The following is a 16,324-nucleotide window of genomic DNA, read 5'->3' as shown; positions in this document are numbered from 1 at the left end:
CCCGGGAGGTGGATCAGCCGGCGGGCTGGAGCAGGTCCCAGCGGTTGCCGTACAGGTCCTGGAAGACGGCGACCGAGCCGTAGGGCTCGTGCCGGGGCTCCTCCAGGAAGGTCACGCCCGCGGCGAGCATGCGGGCGTGGTCGCGGGCGAAGTCGTCGGTGTGCAGGAAGAACCCGACGCGCCCGCCGGTCTGGTCGCCGACCCGGGCCTGCTGCTCGTCACCCTTGGCGCGGGCCAGCAGCAGCGCGGTGCCCCGGTCGCCCGCCGCCACGACGACCCAGCGGGAGCCGTCCGGCCGCGGGGTGTCCTCGGCCAGCCGGAAGCCGAGGGCTTCCGTGTAGAAGCGGATCGCCTCGTCGTAGTCGTCGACGACGAGGGTGACCAGGGCGATGTGTCTCATCGGGACCTTCCTGGAGGTGCGATTGACGGGAGAGGTTATACGTAAAACGTCCAGGGCGCCAGTCCCGACCGGGACCGCGGGCCTAGGTCGTGTCCGCACGCCCTTGAGGCAGTGGGGGAGCGTGCCAGGCGTCGCGGGGCAGGCGGGACTTTGCGGACACGGCCTAGGCCCGGCCTAGGCCCGCCGCCCGAGGTGCGACAGGCGGTCGGCGACTAGCGTTCCGGGAATGACGATCATGGACGGGGCGCGCAGCCCCGAGCGCCGCAAGCAGGACGTTCTGGACCGGCTGGAACGGGAGACGGACATCTGGGTGGCCTCCGCGGACAGTGACGCGGTGCCGTGTCTGGTCGCGCTGTGGTTCGTCTGGGACGGCGAGTCGCTCTGGATGGCCACCCGCCCCGGCAACCCCACAGGGCGCAACCTCCGCATCGGCGGTCGGACCCGGCTGGCCTTCGGGGACACCCGGGACGTCGTCCTCATCGACGGCGATGTGGAGGTCCACGGCGCCGACGAGGTACCGGCCGCGGCTGCCGAGGCGTTTCACGCGAAGACGGGCTGGGATCCGCGGAACGACTCCGCGACGTACGCCTACTACCGGGTGCTGCCGCGCTCGGTGCAGGCATGGCACGAGCAGCATGAACTGCCGCAGCGGCACCTCATGCGAAACGGAATGTGGCTTGTCTGAACAAGTTTCGCGCGTACGTCCCCACGCCATCCATTTCCCGCACAAGTGTTACCTGGGAGTAATCCCTGATGGTTTGATGTGCGGCGCCACGCAACCCCCTTCAACCACAGGGAGATCCAGTGACGCTCTCCGCACACCGCCGCGCACAGGGCTCGATCGTGCTCGCGCTCTCGCTCGCCGGTGCCGGTCTTGCCTGCTCGGCGCCCGCCGCGTCGGCCGCCGAGCAGGCGCCGCCGCTGAAGGTGCTGTCGTACAACGTCTTCCTCTTCAGCAAGACCCTGTACCCGAACTGGGGCCAGGACCACCGGGCCGCCGAGATCGCCAAGGCGCCGTTCGTGCAGGGCAACGACGTGGCCGTGTTCCAGGAGATGTTCGACAACTCCTCCTCGGACGCGCTGAAGAGCTCCCTCACCGACCGCTACCCGTATCAGACGCCGGTGGTCGGGCGCAGCAAGAGCGGCTGGGACGCGACCGGTGGCGCGTACTCGGCGACCACGCCCGAGGACGGCGGGGTCACGATCCTCAGCAAGTGGCCGGTGCTGCGCAAGGAGCAGTACGTGTACAAGGACGCGTGCGGGGCGGACTGGTGGTCCAACAAGGGCTTCGCGTACGTGGTGCTGAACGTGAACGGCACCAAGGTGCACGTCGTGGGCACGCACGCGCAGTCGACCGACCCGGGCTGCGACGCCGGTGAGGCCGCCGCGATGCGGAGCCGGCAGTTCAAGACGATCGACGCGTTCCTGGACGCGAAGAACATCCCCGCGAGCGAGCAGGTTCTGGTCGTCGGTGACATGAACGTCGACTCGCACACGTCCGAGTACGGCTCGATGCTCGCCGACGGCGGGCTGGTCGGGGCCGACGCGCGGACCGGGCACCCGTACTCCTTCGACACGGCGGACAACTCCATAGCCCGCGACCGCTACCCCGACGACCCGCGCGAGGACCTGGACTACGTCCTGCACCGCGCGGGTCACGCCCGTCCCACCGTCTGGAAGAACGACGTCGTCAAGGAGCAGAGCGCGCCCTGGACGGTGTCCAGCTGGGGCACCGACTACACGTACACGAACCTCTCCGACCACTATCCGGTGACCGGGCTCGCCGGCTGAGCAATGCCGTGCCGGCTCCGGCTCAACCGGTCTGCTGTCGCGCCGTGTTGAGCCGGGCCAGTTCGTCGCCGGTGAGGCGGAGAGCTCCCGCGGCCACGTTCTCGCAGAGGTGGTCGGGGTTGCCGGTGCCGGGGATGGCGAGGACGTGCGGGCCCTGGTGCAGGGTCCAGGCGATGCGCACCTGGGCGGGGCTCACGCCGTGCGCCTGGGCCACGGCGAGCACCTCGTCGTCGTGGGCACCGGTCGCGCCCCGCTCCCCGGTGTCGCCCGCGACGGCGTAGAACGGCACGAAGGCGATGCCCTGCTCGCCGCACAGGCGCAGGAGTTCGTCGGCCTCGGGGTCGGGCCGGTCGAGCGCGTACCGGTTCTGCACGCTCACCACGGGCGCGATGGCCTGCGCCTCGGCGAGGTGCCGTGGCTCGACGGCGGAGATGCCGAGGTGCCTGATCAGGCCCGCCTCGCGCAGTTCGGCCAGGGCGCCGAAGTGCTCGGCGACGGAGTCCTGCCGCATGCGGCGCAGGTACACGACGTCCAGGTGGTCGCGGCCGAGCTGGCGCAGGTTCTCCTCGACGTGGCCGCGCAGCTGGTCCGGGCGGGCCGAGGTGCCCCATTCCCCGGTGCAGTCGCGGAACGGGCCGACCTTCGTCGCGATGACCAGGTCGTCGGCGTACGGCGCCAGTGCGCTGTTGATGAGTTCGTTCGCCGCGCGCAGGGCGGAGAAGTAGAAGGCGGCCGTGTCGATGTGGTCGACGCCCAGGTCGACCGCCTTGCGCAGGACGGCGATCGAGCGCCCCCGGTCGCTGGGCGTCCCATGGTGGAAGGCGGCGCTGCCCGTCAGTCGCATCGCGCCGAAGCCGACGCGGCTCACGGACAGGTCGCCGAGTTTCCAGGTGCCCGCGGCGTGCGCGGTGATCTTCTCCGAGGTCATCGGCGGAGTCTCGCACGCCTCGGGCACCGGCGGCGTCAGCAGTAGAGGTTGCCGCCCGGGGTGACGCCGAGGATCTGCGTGAAGCGCTGGTAGGCGTCGACGCGGCTCTGGACCTGCGCCGGGTTCTTGCCGTCGCACTCCAGGGAGCCGTTGATGCTGCGGATGGTCTGGCCGAAGCCGGCCTGGTTCACCATGGCGTTGTGGGGGTCATGGTGCCGGGGCCGGACTGGGTGTTCCAGTACCACAGACCGGTCTTCCAGGCGACGGCCGACTCGTTCTGCACCCGCCAGGGATTGTTGAGCAGGTCGATGCCGAGCGCGTCGCCCGCGGCCTTGTAGTTGAAGTTCCAGCTGAGCTGGATGGGACCGCGCCCGTAGTAGGCATCCTGGCCCGCGGGACAGCCGTACGGCTGGCTCCGGTCGCAGTAGTGGGGGTAGTTGGCGGTGTTCTGCTCGACTATGTGGACCAGCCCGCCGGTCTCGTGGTTGGCGTTGGCGAGGAAGGCCGCCGCCTCCTGCTTCTTCACCGTGTCGCTGCCGGTGTTGGCGAAGCCGGGGTAGGCACTGAGGGCGGCGGTCAGACCGCTGTACGTGTAGAACGAATTCCGGTTCGGGAACATCTGGTTGAACTGCGACTCGCTCACGACGAACCCGGCGGCGGACGCGCTCGGGGCCGGCTGAAGCAGCAGAGCGGCGCTGCCCAGGGCGAGGGAGGACAGCAGTGCGGCTATGCGGCGCCTCGACACAGGATCAACTCCTTTGCGGAGCACGGCCGCACCCGGACAAGGGCAGGGCGAAGCAGAGCCTTGAGCGCACGCGCCGACGGGGTCGGCCACGGCGTGGGGGCGGCCGTGGTGGGGGGTGTGGAGACACACTCAACCGCGTTGGTATGTACCAGTCAAGGGTGTAGACCAAATAAGGTGTAGACCAATCAACCGGCCCGGGGACCATGGGAGTCGAGACGGCCGAGAGCTCCGCGTGGTGCAGGACACGCGGTCCGGGTGATTGCCGGAGGGAACGCCCGGCCGTGTGACGCAGGTCGGCTCGGCGCAGTAGCAGCGGCGCCGGGTCACCGCACCGCTCGGCCCGCGTACGCACGGACGTCGGCGTCGGGGTCGTTCACCGCGGTGGCCAGCGCCGTACGGGCGTCGTCGTGTGCGGCATGCCGCAGCAGGCTGAGGACCGCGGCCTTGCGTACGTCGGCGTCGGTGTCACGCAGCAGTTCGGCGAGGGCGGGCACACCGTCCTGCGGTGCCGTCCCGCCGAGGGCTTTCGCCGCGCCCGCGCGGACCTGCCACGCCGGGTCGGTGAGCGCCGCCGTCACGGGGGCGAGGAGTCCCTCCGAGACGCCGAGGACGCCCAGCGCTTCCAGGGCCGCGGCACGGACCAGGACGTCGGGGTCGCGGATCAGGGCGGGCAGGGCGGACGGCGTATTCTCCTGCGTCCGCGCGAGGTGCGTGGCCAGGGCGGCGAACCCGCGCGCCACGGCGACCCGTACCTCACGCGCGGCGTCGCCCGCTGCCTCCGAGAGGGCATCGACCGCGTCCACCGAGACCAGGGCGCGTACGGCGGCCAGGCGTACCTCGGTGTCCGGATCGGCCAGGTGCACGGCGAACAGGGCCGCGTCGCCGAGCCGCAGGGCGCGCAGCACGTCCAGGGCGGCGGCGCGGGCCGTCGGATCGGCTGACGTCAGCGCGGAGACCAACGGGGCCCGCAACTCCGGCTCGGCCGTGAGGACTTCGGCCAGCTCGCGCAGCGACGACGCGGCCTCGGCGCGCACCTGTCCGTCGCTGTCGGTCAGGGCCGATCCCAGCGCGGGGCCCGTTCCGGGTGGGGCCGTCTCGGTCAGCGCCTTCACGGCCGCGAGGCGTACGGCGGCGTCCGGGTCCTTCAGGTAGGGCTCCAGCGCCGGGAGATCAGGTTCCTCCTCCGAGAGCGCGACCAGTTCGAGGATCCGTTCCCGGTGGGACTCCGAGGCTCCGTGCGTCTCGCCCTCGGACTCGGACGGTGCGACACCGCCAGCTTCCGCAGTGCCCACTGCCGGCGGTACCTCCCGGCGTCCCGCCGTGGCCGTCGGGAGCGCGTCCACCTCGCCCAGGTGGCGGGAAGGGCCGCCGGTGGGGGTGAACTCGTCGACGGGCACTAGGTAGGGGGCGACGGGACGCGCCGTGAACTCCATGGCTCCCGAAGGACCCTTGCGCAGGTCGAGATGGTGCAGCCACTGCGTGTCGTCCCGCCGAGGGTGGTCGAGGCGCTCGTGGTAGAGGCCCCAGCGGGACTCCGTGCGGGCGAGGGACGACCGGGCCGCCATCTCCGCGCAGTCGCGGATGAACGAGACCTCCGCGCAGCGCATCAGCTCGTGCGGGGTCCGGGCCCCCATCCCTGCGATCTCGTCCCGCATCCGCTCGAAGTGCTCCAGCGCCAGGGAGAGCCGGGCACCGCTCTTGGGCGGAGCCACGTAGTCGTTGACGAAGCGACGCAGCTTGTACTCGACCTGGGGCTGGGCCGGGCCGTCGGGGTTGCGCAGCGGACGGTAGATCAACTCGTGGGCCTCGGCGAGCTGTTCCCGCGGCAGCTCGCCCTGGTACGCCTTGTACCGGGCCGCGTCCTCGCCCGCGAGGTCGCCGAAGACGAACGCCCCGATCATGTAGTTGTGGGGGACGCAGGCCAGGTCGCCCGCCGCATACAGACCGGGGACGGTGGTACGGGCATGGTCGTCCACCCGTACGCCCGAGGCGGAGTGTCCGCCGCACAGGCCGATCTCGGAGATGTGCATCTCCACGTCGTGGGTACGGTAGTCGTGGCCGCGCCCCGAGTGGAAGGTGCCGCGGGTGGGACGCTCGGTGGAGTGCAGGATGGACTCCAGGGCCGTGATCGACTCCTCGGGCAGATGGCTGAGCTTCAGGTAGACCGGTCCGCGGTCGGAGGCGACCTCGGCGGCGAACTCGGCCATCATCTGCCCGGACCAGTAGTCGGAGTCGACGAACCGCTGCCCGTGCCGGTTGACCTGGTAGCCGCCGAACGGGTTGGCGACGTAGGCGCACGCCGGGCCGTTGTAGTCCTTGATGAGCGGGTTGATCTGGAAGCACTCGATACCCGTGAGCTCCGCGCCCGCGTGGTACGCCATCGCGTAGCCGTCCCCCGCGTTCGTGGGGTTCTCGTACGTGCCGTACAGATAGCCGCTCGCGGGCAGCCCCAGGCGCCCGCAGGCCCCGGTCGCGAGGATCACGGCACCCGCCCGCACGACCACGAAGGCCCCGGTGCGGGTGTTGAAGGCGGCGGCGCCGACCGCCCTGCCGTCTGCGGTCAGGACCCGCACCGGCATCAGCCGGTTCTCGATCCGGACCTTCTCGCGCACCTCACGCCTGCGCAGCTGCCGGTACAGCACCTTCTTGACGTCCTTGCCCTCGGGCATGGGCAGCACGTACGAGCCCGAGCGGTGCACCTGGCGGACCGCGTACTCGCCGTGCTCGTCCTTCTCGAACTTCACCCCGTACGACTCCAGACGCTGCACCATCTCGAAGCCCCGGGCGGCTGTCTGACGGACCGTCGACTGGTCGACGATGCCGTCGTTGGCGCGGGTGATCTCGGCGACGTAGTCGTCCGGTTCGGCACGGCCGGGGATGACGGCGTTGTTGACGCCGTCCATGCCCATGGCCAGCGCTCCGGAATGCCGGACATGGGCCTTCTCCAGCAGCAGCACGGACGCACCGCGCCCGGCGGCGGTGAGCGCGGCCATGGTGCCGGCGGTGCCGCCGCCGATCACCAGGACGTCGCAGGTCAGCTCCTCGGCAGAGTCGAGGGCGGGGATCTCCGTCAAGGTCGCGGTCGCGGGGGTCATGGCAGGGGTGCCTTTCAGGACGTACGGGGGGCAGCCGAGGGTCGCGCGGAGGGCGGGACGGGTGCTCGGGACGGGGGGCTTGTCTGCTCGAACGCGGGGGGGGCGAGGTCGTTTCGGACGTGCCGGGGTCGATGGTCGCTCGGGAGGTGCGAGGGTGTGGGTCGCTCGGGACGCGTGGGGGCGAGGCCTGCCCAGCAGGTTCGGGGCCGCGGGTCGTCAGGCGGGTGCGGGGCCCGAGGTTCGCTCGGGCGGTGCGGGGGCCGAGGGGTGTTGGGAACACGGCGGAGCCGAAAGGCTCGGGACCTGCGGGAGCCGAGGAAGCTCGGAATGTGGCTCAGGACGAGCGCGGGCCGAGGGACTCGAGGATGTCGTGGCGCAGTGCCACCGTCGTGGGGTCGTCGCGGGCGCCGCGGTCGCGGGGCCGCGGCACCCTCCGCAAACCGGAGAGGCCGCCCGCACCGAGCAGGGCGACACGGTCCCCGAGGAACAGTGCCTCGTCCACGTCGTGGGTGACGAAGACGACGGTGGCTCCGGTCCCCCGCAGCACCTCCACCAGCAACTGCTGCATGCCCGCCCGGGTCTGGGCGTCCAGGGCACCGAAGGGCTCGTCCATGAGCACGGCCCGCGGCTGCCCGGCCAGCGCGCGGGCGAGCTGCACCCGCTGGCGCTGCCCTCCGGATAGCCGGTGCGGCAACTGCCGCTTCAGGTCGGGCAGACCGACCCGGTCCAGCCACTCCTCCGCCCTGGTCCCGCGCTCGACGCGGCCCAGCCCTCTGATGGCCAGCGGCAGTTCGACGTTGGCGCGGGCCGTGCGCCACGGCAGCAGTGCGTCCTCCTGGAAGACGAGCGCCCGGTCCGCGCCGGGGCCCGTGACGGCCCGCCCGTCCTGGGCAACCTGTCCCGCGAGCGCGGGCAGCAGCCCGGCCAGCGTCCGCAGCAGGGTCGACTTCCCGCACCCGGACGGGCCGACCACCGTCAGGATCTCGCCGGGGGCGGCTTCGAGATCGACCCCGTGCAGGACGACCGCACCGGGTCGTCCCAGGTCCGCCCCGGTGAGGCTGAGACGTGCCCCGGAGGCGGGAAGTCCGGCCCCCGAGGCAGTGGAGGACGTATGGATGGCGGAGGCGGTGCTGGTAGCGGTGGTGTCCGATTGCGTGCTCATGACGTGGCACTCCCTTCGCGTCGCGGCAGCCAGTGCGTCAGGCGGCGTCCCAGGAGCTCCACCACGGTGGAGGTCAGCCAGCCGAGCATGCCGATGCTGACGATGCCCGTGAACACGCCCGGGTAGTCAAGGACGGTGTAGTCCTGCCAGGTGTGGTAGCCGATCCCGTACTCGCCGGAGATCATCTCCGCGGAGATCACGCAGATCCACGAGACGCCGATCCCGACCGACAGCCCTCCGAAGATCCCCGGCAGCGCGCCGGGCAGCACCACGGAGGCGAGCACCCGCCACCGTCCGCCGCCCATGGTGAGCACCGCTTCCTCCCACACCGGGGCCAGTGCCCGCACCGCGTGCCGGGTGGCGACCAGGACCGGGAAGAAGGCGGCGGTGAAGGTGATGAAGACGATGCCCTGCTCGTTGCTGGGAAAGAGCAGGATCGCCACGGGTACCAGCGCGATCGCCGGGACGGGCCGCAGCACCTCCAGGACCGGTCCGATCAGGTCCGCGGCCCAGCGGGAGCGGCCGACCGCCACGCCCGCGGCGACGCCGAGCACCGCCGCGAGCAGGAACCCGGTGACGATCCTGCGCAGGCTGTCGCTCACGTCCTGCCAGTACGCGCCGTCGGCGAGCCGCTGCCCGAACTCCCGGGCCACGTCGGTGACCGACGGGAACTGGTCGAAACGCAGCCACAGTTGGACGTCCAGCGTGGTGAGTAGCTGCCACACCGCGAGCGCCGCAAGCAGTGACAGCACGCGTACGACCGGTCGGAGCCGGGCCGTGCGCCGTGCGGGGGCCGGCCGCCTGGACGACCTGCCCGCTTTCCTCGGCTTCCTCGGCGGGGCGGTCACCGCGGTCATGACGCCTGCTCCAGTGCGGTGGCGTAGGAGACGGTACGGGCGCCGGGGTGGGCCTGGGTGTACGCGCGGGCGGCGGGGGCGGTGACGAACGGCCGCAGCTCCTTGCCGTCCTGGACCCAGACCGCCTTGTCGGCGTACCAGCGGGTGCCGGTGGCGGCGTCCGGTACGTACGCGGCGCGTACATCGCCCTCGTGCCCGGCGACGAACTTCAGCAGTGCGGCGGGCGAGTCGAAGGGGCGGGTGCTCTCCTCGCCCTTGAGCCACACCTCGCTGCCGGAGGGCTCGGGGGTGACAGCGAGCCGCTGGGCGTACTCCTTGCCGTACACGCGCTTGATCGGGCCGTCGTCGACGAAGGCGTCCACGTCCACGTCGCCCACGAGTTTCGCCGAGCGGAGCACCGACACGTCCTTCTTCAGCGCGGAGACGAGCTGCTGCTTGACGGTCGGGTCGAAGGCGGCGATGCCGCCGCTGCCGTTGTAGAGGTAGACGACCTCGGGGGGCAGGTCGGTGGCCTCGGCGACCTTCTCGGCGGCCTGGACGGGGTGTTCGTTCAGATAGCGGGTCGCCTCGATCTGCGCGGCGAGGAAGGCGTCGAGCACCTTCGGCCGCTGCTCGGCGAAGTCCTCACGGACCGTCACTCCATGGAAGGTCGGCAGATTGAGTTCCGCAGCGTCGTACAGTGCCTTCGCCTTGCCCTGGAAGGCGAGCAGCCCTGGCCACGCCACGAACTGCGACAGGGCGTCGGCGCTGCCCGCCTGCAGTGCCGAAGCGCCCACCGACGGCTGCTGGTTGAGCTTGCGGATGTCCTTCTCCGGGTCGAGCCCGGCGCGCTGCAGCGCTCGGACGAGGGTCCCGTCGGCCGCCGAACCGATGCTGGTGGACACGCTCTTGCCCCGCAGGTCCTTGAGCGAGGCGAGCTTCGAGTCGGGCGCCGTGACCACGGTGTTGAGGGCGCCGCGCAGGTTGTAGCCGGTGACCGAGACGAGCCGGGTGGGGCGGTTGAGCTGTTTGCCGCGGGCGGCGTTGATCAGCAGCGGGAAGTCGCCCATGGACCCGATGTCGATCTTCCCCGCGGTCATCTGCGCGGTGATGGGTGCGCCGGTGGCGTAGTCCTGCCACTGGACCTTGTAGGAGACGCCGTCCCGTTTTCCCTGGGCGGCGAGTTCGCGTTCGAAGTAGCCGAGGGAGCGCAGCAAGGTGCCGGCGGTGACGGTGTTGATGGTCTTGGACTGGTAGCCGACGGTGACGGTGACGTGCTTGTCGTCGCCGGCCGCCGCATTGCCGCCGCAGCCCGTGACGAGCGTGCTGACGAGGGCTGCCGCGAGCAGGGCTGCGGGAGTCGTGCGTTTCATGGGGTGAGGGCCTTTCACCGCAGCAGGTAGGGCATGTTGACCGTGACGGCCCCGGTGGGGCAGCGGGCGGCGCAAGGGCCGCAGTACCAGCATTCGTCGACGTGCATGTACGCCTTGCCGCTGTCGGGGTTGATCGCCAGGGAGTCCAGCGGACACATGTCGACACAGAGCGTGCAGCCGTCGATGCACTTCGACTCGTCGACGGTCACGGGCACGTCGGCCCGCTGGGGCACCAAGGGCATGGCTGTCTCCAGTGAGGTACTGCGAAGGGTGAGTTACGCCTGACGTCCGGCTTCTGGCATCAGGCTCCGCGTGGATCGCGGGCGTTCAGAGAGAGCGGCGCAGCAGCCCGCTCATCGCGATCCGGTCCCCGCGGAACCGGATGAACTCCAGGTCCACGGGCCTGCCGTCGCACAGGTGGGTGAGGCGCTCCAGCATCAGCACGGCACTACCGCGCGGTGCCTGGAGCACGGTGGCGGAGTGCGCGTCGGCGTTGACGGCCTCCAGGGTGATCTCCGCGTGTCCGAGCGGTTGCCCGGTGATCTGCTCCAGCAGCCGGAAGACGTCGGTGTTCTCCAGGTCGGCGCCGATCAGTTCACTGCCGATGTCGAGCGGCAGATAGGTGAGGTCGAGGGAGAGCGGCAGCCCGTTCAGCCTGCGGAGCCGCTCGATGTAGAGGACGTCGGTGCCGGTGGGCAGCCGCAGTCGCTCGGCCACGGGTGCGGGCGCGGCGACCGGGCCCATGGTGCGTACCTCGTTGCTGACCTGGCCGTGTTCTCGCAGGGTCTCCGCGAGTCCCATCAGCCGGTCGAGGCCGTGCGAGTACTTCTCGCCGACGACGACGGTGCCGACGCCGGGCAGCCGCTCGACGAGCTGCTCGGCGCGCAGCAGGTCCAGTGCGTGCCGGACGGTGTTCCGGGACACCTGGTAGTCGGCGGCGAGCACGTCCTCGTGCGGCAGTACGCCCCTGGGGAATCCCCGGTCAGCACCAGGTGCCGCAGCAGGTCCGCGAGCTGGCGCGCCCGGTCGGCACGCAGCCGCCGGCGGCGGGCTGCGGCGAGCGGCGCGGTGTGCTCGCGGGTTCGTTCTGCTGGCATGCGGTGACCATACCGACGGTCGTCGCTCAGTGGTGTTACCGAATCATTGCGCCACCTGAGTACCTCTCACCAGGGCGCTGACCTGCAACTCTGCGGGGCTGCGGGCCGGTTTCGCCACTACGCGCCCTGCTCGGACGTCAGCTGCGGACGAGTTCACGGCGGCGGCGTTCGAGGTACGCCCGCTCCGCCTGGTTCTCCGCCAGCGCGAGAGCGGACTCGTACTCTCGCACGGCCTCCGTGGCGCGGCCCAGACGGCGCAGGAGGTCCGCGCGGACGGCATGGAAGACGTGGTAGCCGTCGAGATCCAGCGCGTCCACGAGGTGGAGGGCCGGAGCCGGGCCGTCGACCTCGGCCACGGCGACGGCCCGGTTGAGCGCCACGACGGGGCTGGGAGCGATGGCCAGGAGGTGGTCGTAGAGCTGCCGGATCTGGTACCAGTCCGTGGCCTGCGAGGTCGGCGCGTCGCTGTGCACCGCCTGGATCGCGGCCTGGATCTGGTACGGCCCCGGCCGGCCCAGGCGCAGGCACCGGCGGACGAGCGACTGTCCCTCGGCGATCAGTTCAGGGTCCCAGCGGCCACGGTCCTGTTCCGGCAGCGGTACGAGCTCCCCGCGGTCGTCCTGTCGGGCGGGCCGGCGGGACTCGACGAGGAGCATCAGCGCGAGCAGCCCGGTCACCTCGGGCTCGTCCGGCATGAGTTCGGCCAGCTGACGACCGAGGCGTACGGCTTCCGCGCACAGGCCCGCCTCACCCTCGTACCCCTGGTTGAAGATCAGGTAGACGACGGTCAGGACCCCCGCGAGCCGGTCCGGCAGGTCGGCGTCGCGGGGCACGCGGTACGGGATGCCGGCGTTGCGGATCTTCGCCTTGGCCCGCACCAGCCGCTGGGCCATCGTCGGCTCCGGCACCAGGAAGGCGCGCGCGATCTGGGCTGTGGTGAGCCCGCCCAGCAGGCGCAGGGTCAGGGCGACCCGCGCCTGCACGGCGAGGGCGGGGTGGCAGCAGGTGAAGACGAGCCGGAGCCGGTCGTCGCGCACGGGGCCCTCCTGGGGAGGTACGTCGGCGGTGTGCAACAGGGCAGCCTGGGCGTGGCGTTCGGTCCTGGTGGCCTCGCGGCGCAGCCGGTCGACGGCGCGGTTGCGGGCGGTGGTGACGATCCAGCCGGCGGGGCTCGGCGGCACGCCGGTCTCCGGCCAGCGCCGCAGGGCCGTGGCGAAGGCGTCCTGGACCGCTTCCTCGGCGAGGTCGATGTCGCCGAGGAAGCGGACGAGTACGGCGACCGCGCGGCCGTACTCCGCACGGAAGACGCCTTCGACGTCCGGGGCCGTCATCAGCCCTCGGCCTCACCCATGAACGGCCGCACCTCGATCGGCAGTGTGGTCGCCAGTGCCAGCCTGCGGCCCCATTCCAGCGCCGCGTCCAGATCGGGCGCCTTGATGAGGCTGATGCCGCCGAGCATCTCCTTGCCCTCGGCGTACGGGCCGTCGGTGACCAGGACGTCGCCGTCGCGGGGCCGCAGCACGGTGGAGGATTCCGGGCCGTGCAGTCCCCCGGCGAACACCCAGGCGCCGGCCTCGCGCAGCTCCCGGTTGAGGGTGTCGAGGTTCGTCTCGATCTCGCCGAGGACGTCCGGAGCGGGCGGTTCTCCGACGGGCTGCATCACATTGAGCAGGTAGTACTTCATGACTGTCTCCTCGCCACGACGTGGTGGTGTGCCGGTCTCCCGGTCTCTCACCTCCTACACGAACGGCACCCGCCCGGATCGACACCCCGCACACCGACGCCGGCGAGAGGTTTCCGGAGAGCTACTCCGCTTACATCGCCATGAACCCGTCGAGCTCTACACATAAAGAAGAAATAAGCGCAGAATGGCAGGAGGCGGCTCTTACCGCACACCGCACCAGACGCGGTCAGGCCTGCGAGTCAAAGGAGACGAGTCATGGCCAACGTCTCGCCCACCAGAGGTGACATCACAGCTCACCCTGATGTATCCGAAATGCGGGACCGCTACGCCCGCATGCTCGGCGGTCGCGATGTGGCGCTCGTGGACGGACCGGTGTTCCTGCTCGGTCTGTACTGCGCGGCATCCCCCTGGATACTGCACTACACGACGAGCCAGCCGGCGCTCGTGACCCACAACCTGATCATGGGTATCGCGATCGGCCTGCTGGCCCTCGGATTCACCCGGGCACCGGAACGCATGTACGGCCTCAGCTGGGCCTTCTGTGCGATGGGGGTCTGGATGATCATCGCGCCGTGGGTCGTCGGGGAGAGCCCGGACGCGGGCGTCATCGTGAACAACATCATCATCGGCGCGCTGGCCGTGATCCTGGGGCTGGTGTGCGCCGGTACGGCGGCGAAGAGCACTCCCAGGCCGTAGCGGCAGACCAAGGACAGGACACGCAGGCCGGTCCGCACCCGCGGGCCGGCCTGCGCACGTCCGCCTCCGACCCGGCTCAGCGGGTCGGCATCAACCACGGTTCCTGAGGCAGGACATGGCCGGTCTCCAGGAGCGACTTGAGGTTGGACAGCACCGCCGGCCAGCCGGACGACACGTCGGCACGCGCACTCTCGTCCGGCAGGTCCTCGTGGGTCACGGTGAGGCGGACGATCTCGGCGTGCTGCTGGATGTCGAAGGTGACCCGGGAGTACTTGTCGTCCTGCCCCTCCTCGTCGGGCGCCGCCCAGGTGGTGACAAGGCGGCTGGGACGCTCGCTCTCCACGACGGTGCCCACCACGTCGGCGATGCCCGAACCGTCCGTACGGACGTGTTCCCAGCGGGAACCGGCCCGCCAGTCCGAGACGTTGCTGTGGCCCCAGTAGGCGGCGGTCAGGTCGGCGTCGGTGAGGGCGTCCCAGACCTTCTCGGCGGTGCTCTCGATGTAGGTGACGTACACGTAGGCGGGCTTGTCGGTCATGGCTTCCTCGGCTCGTCGTTTCACGGCCCCGAGCACGCGCAGGCGCGGGCTCTCGAACTTGTCGATCCACCGCTCCTGGATCTCGTGGAGCGGGACCGGATTGAGGTAGTGCAGCTTTTCCCGCCCCCGGCGCACCGTGCTGACCAGATTGGCGGCCTCCAGGACGGCCAGATGCTGGGTCACGGACTGACGCGCCATGTCGATACGCGCGCACAGCTCCCCCAGCGTCTGCCCGTTGTCCTCGTGCAGCCGGTCCAGGAGCCGCCGGCGGGTTCCGTCGCTCAGCGCCTTGAAGACCTGGTCCATCTCGGGGTCGTCGTCTGATCGCACACTCAACGTTATGCAGGTAATTACCTGCATGTCAATGGAGGCAAGGTGAACCATGAGCCCTATTGACCGTTTCTACCCATAGGCGCCGAATGCCTGTTACAAGACCTATGGGAGCCCTTGACGAAGGATCCGTAGCTTCGAACGCATCGGTACGAACGAACCCCACCGAAGGACGATTCACTGATGCCTGCTCCCCGCACCCTGCGCACCGCCCTCATCGCCACCGGCGTCACCGCCGCGCTGGGCGTCTCGGCCGCCGGTGCCTTCGCCGTCGACGCGCCCTCCACCCCGACCGCCAGGTCCGTGGCACACCAGTCCAAGACCAAGCGCGTCCACGTGAAGACAGTGAAGCTCGCGGACAAGGTCAGCCGGGCCAAGGTCTACAAGACCGGCAAGACCCGCTACGAGGCGGAGCTCTGGGCCGAGGGCCTCCAGTACGGCGCCCTCTACACGCAGGGCAGGGCCGCCTACGCCCAGAACAACGGGCTGCACGTCACCCTCCACCCGAACGGCAAGGTCACATCCTGGGTCCAGCAGGCCAAGCCGAAGCCCAAGCCGGTGGCCAAGCGCGTCCTGGTCGCGACGCCGACACTGGCGGACGGGAAGACCGAAGCGAAGCTCTACAGGCTGACCGACTACCACTACGAGGCCGACCTCTACGCAGGCACCGCCCGCCTCGACACCCTCGTCGCGAACGGCCATGCCGCGCACGGCGAGAACAACGGCCTGCACGTGTCCCTGCAGCCGGACGGCGAGTTGAGGTCCTGGCCGGACGGGCACTGACCTGGACGAGCAAGAACGCCTCGCCAAGCATCCCCGTACCCAGGCACCCTGCCCGCATGGACCATGCGGAAGTACTGCTCATCGGGGGAAGGGCCGGGGTCGGCAAGACGACTGTCGGCTGGGAGGTGTCGGCTCGGCTGCGGGACGCGCAGGTCGCACATGCGGTGATCGACGGCGACTTCATGGGGGCCGTCCATCCGGCGCCGGCGGGCGACGCGCATCGGGCCGGCATCACGGAGCGGAACCTTGCTGCCGTGTGGGGGAACTACGCCTCCCTCGGATACCGGCGCCTCGTCTACACGAACACGGTGAGCGTGCTCGACGAGGCCGCGCCCATGTTCCGGCGGGCCATGGGTGACGGCGTTCGGCTCGTACGGCTACTTGAGGAGCGGGCGCCTGTGGGTGTGGTGCGCGTGGTGACGGACGGCCGCTCGGTGATCGACATCGCCTCGGAAGTGGTGGCCGTCACCGGCTGGGCCGACATGGGAGTTGGCGGGGCGTCGGCCGCTCATTGAACCGGAACGGACTGTCCCTGCCTGGAGGGGGAACTCAACCTTTGCGGGGACAGGAGGAAGAGGGGCGAAATGGAGATCTCGGGCATCATCAGTGCCATCGTGATCGGCATCATCATCGGCGTGCTCGGACGGCTCGTGATTCCGGGCCGTCAGCGCATCGGAGTCCTGTGGACGATCCTCGTCGGCATCGTGGCCGCACTGCTCGGTTCGGCCATCGCGGCCGGCCTCGACGTGGGCGACACCGACGGCGTCGACTGGGTCGAGTGGCTCATCCAGATCGGCCTCGCCGCGCTCGGCGTCGCCGCACTGGACCGGACGAAGGCGCGCCGCTGACGCCGTAACCCGAAGACA

Annotated in this window: 16 protein-coding genes and 2 pseudogenes; 6 read left to right on the top strand and 12 right to left on the bottom strand. The window is 70.5% G+C overall.

Features of this window, described 5'->3' with window-relative positions; all coding sequences use genetic code 11:
• Positions 1-13: 13 nt before the first annotated feature.
• A complete protein-coding gene (locus OHO27_RS40265) occupies positions 14-400 on the bottom strand; it encodes a VOC family protein (protein WP_328429863.1) in 387 nt (128 codons plus the stop codon).
• A gap of 226 nt (positions 401-626) precedes the next feature.
• On the opposite strand from OHO27_RS40265, the gene OHO27_RS40260 reads away from it, so the two are divergent.
• Together OHO27_RS40260 and sph are read left to right on the top strand one after the other, a co-directional pair.
• Entirely contained in the window at positions 627-1,085 is a 459-nt protein-coding gene (locus tag OHO27_RS40260) for a pyridoxamine 5'-phosphate oxidase family protein (RefSeq protein WP_328429862.1), read from the top strand.
• A gap of 119 nt (positions 1,086-1,204) precedes the next feature.
• Positions 1,205-2,191 carry a sphingomyelin phosphodiesterase gene (sph, locus tag OHO27_RS40255; RefSeq protein WP_328429861.1) on the top strand — a complete coding sequence of 329 codons (987 nt, stop codon included), beginning with the start codon at positions 1,205-1,207 and terminating at the stop codon, positions 2,189-2,191.
• Positions 2,192-2,213: 22 nt separating this feature from the next.
• On the opposite strand, the gene OHO27_RS40250 is transcribed toward sph, so the two are convergent.
• From OHO27_RS40250 to OHO27_RS40205, 10 genes and pseudogenes are all read right to left on the bottom strand, one after another.
• On the bottom strand, positions 2,214-3,119 hold the full coding sequence (locus OHO27_RS40250) for an aldo/keto reductase (protein ID WP_328429860.1): 906 nt from the start codon (positions 3,117-3,119) through the stop codon (positions 2,214-2,216).
• Between the two features lie 35 nt (positions 3,120-3,154).
• A pseudogene (locus OHO27_RS40245) lies at positions 3,155-3,774 on the bottom strand (chitinase); the annotation flags it as partial.
• Between the two features lie 413 nt (positions 3,775-4,187).
• The gene (locus tag OHO27_RS40240; protein ID WP_328429859.1) at positions 4,188-6,959 is read right to left on the bottom strand and encodes a fumarate reductase/succinate dehydrogenase flavoprotein subunit; all 2,772 of its coding nucleotides are present in this window, start codon (positions 6,957-6,959) and stop codon (positions 4,188-4,190) included.
• 334 nt (positions 6,960-7,293) lie between these two features.
• The gene (locus tag OHO27_RS40235) at positions 7,294-8,121 is read right to left on the bottom strand and encodes an ABC transporter ATP-binding protein (RefSeq protein ID WP_328429858.1); all 828 of its coding nucleotides are present in this window, start codon (positions 8,119-8,121) and stop codon (positions 7,294-7,296) included.
• Positions 8,118-8,978: an ABC transporter permease gene (locus tag OHO27_RS40230; protein WP_328429857.1), complete on the bottom strand. Its 861-nt coding sequence runs from the start codon at positions 8,976-8,978 to the stop codon at positions 8,118-8,120. Before OHO27_RS40230 ends, OHO27_RS40235 begins: the two co-directional genes overlap by 4 nt.
• Positions 8,975-10,330: an ABC transporter substrate-binding protein gene (locus OHO27_RS40225; RefSeq protein WP_328429856.1), complete on the bottom strand. Its 1,356-nt coding sequence runs from the start codon at positions 10,328-10,330 to the stop codon at positions 8,975-8,977. Before OHO27_RS40225 ends, OHO27_RS40230 begins: the two co-directional genes overlap by 4 nt.
• 14 nt (positions 10,331-10,344) lie before the next feature.
• Entirely contained in the window at positions 10,345-10,572 is a 228-nt protein-coding gene (locus OHO27_RS40220; RefSeq protein WP_031480193.1) for a 4Fe-4S dicluster domain-containing protein, read from the bottom strand.
• 85 nt (positions 10,573-10,657) lie between these two features.
• Positions 10,658-11,427: pseudogene (locus OHO27_RS40215) on the bottom strand (GntR family transcriptional regulator).
• A gap of 137 nt (positions 11,428-11,564) precedes the next feature.
• The gene (locus OHO27_RS40210) at positions 11,565-12,758 is read right to left on the bottom strand and encodes an RNA polymerase sigma factor (protein ID WP_328429855.1); all 1,194 of its coding nucleotides are present in this window, start codon (positions 12,756-12,758) and stop codon (positions 11,565-11,567) included.
• On the bottom strand, positions 12,758-13,111 hold the full coding sequence (locus OHO27_RS40205; RefSeq protein WP_328429854.1) for a YciI family protein: 354 nt from the start codon (positions 13,109-13,111) through the stop codon (positions 12,758-12,760). The genes OHO27_RS40210 and OHO27_RS40205 overlap by 1 nt, the downstream gene beginning before the upstream one ends.
• 255 nt (positions 13,112-13,366) lie before the next feature.
• On the opposite strand from OHO27_RS40205, the gene OHO27_RS40200 reads away from it, so the two are divergent.
• Positions 13,367-13,807 (top strand): SPW repeat protein, encoded by a 441-nt coding sequence (locus OHO27_RS40200; protein ID WP_328429853.1) that lies wholly within the window; start codon positions 13,367-13,369, stop codon positions 13,805-13,807.
• Positions 13,808-13,883: 76 nt separating this feature from the next.
• Here the strand turns inward: OHO27_RS40200 and OHO27_RS40195 are convergent, their stop codons facing one another.
• Positions 13,884-14,651: an ArsR/SmtB family transcription factor gene (locus tag OHO27_RS40195; RefSeq protein ID WP_328430691.1), complete on the bottom strand. Its 768-nt coding sequence runs from the start codon at positions 14,649-14,651 to the stop codon at positions 13,884-13,886.
• A gap of 207 nt (positions 14,652-14,858) precedes the next feature.
• On the opposite strand from OHO27_RS40195, the gene OHO27_RS40190 reads away from it, so the two are divergent.
• From OHO27_RS40190 to OHO27_RS40180, 3 genes are all read left to right on the top strand, one after another.
• Positions 14,859-15,458 (top strand): hypothetical protein, encoded by a 600-nt coding sequence (locus OHO27_RS40190; RefSeq protein ID WP_328429852.1) that lies wholly within the window; start codon positions 14,859-14,861, stop codon positions 15,456-15,458.
• A 56-nt stretch (positions 15,459-15,514) separates the two neighbouring features.
• On the top strand, positions 15,515-15,973 hold the full coding sequence (locus tag OHO27_RS40185; RefSeq protein WP_328429851.1) for a hypothetical protein: 459 nt from the start codon (positions 15,515-15,517) through the stop codon (positions 15,971-15,973).
• A gap of 69 nt (positions 15,974-16,042) precedes the next feature.
• Positions 16,043-16,306 carry a GlsB/YeaQ/YmgE family stress response membrane protein gene (locus OHO27_RS40180; protein WP_328429850.1) on the top strand — a complete coding sequence of 88 codons (264 nt, stop codon included), beginning with the start codon at positions 16,043-16,045 and terminating at the stop codon, positions 16,304-16,306.
• The last annotated feature ends 18 nt before the right edge of the window (positions 16,307-16,324 follow it).

Source organism: Streptomyces sp. NBC_00443, from assembly GCF_036014175.1.
GTDB lineage: Bacteria > Actinomycetota > Actinomycetes > Streptomycetales > Streptomycetaceae > Streptomyces.
This window is presented reverse-complemented; position numbering and strand designations above follow the sequence as displayed.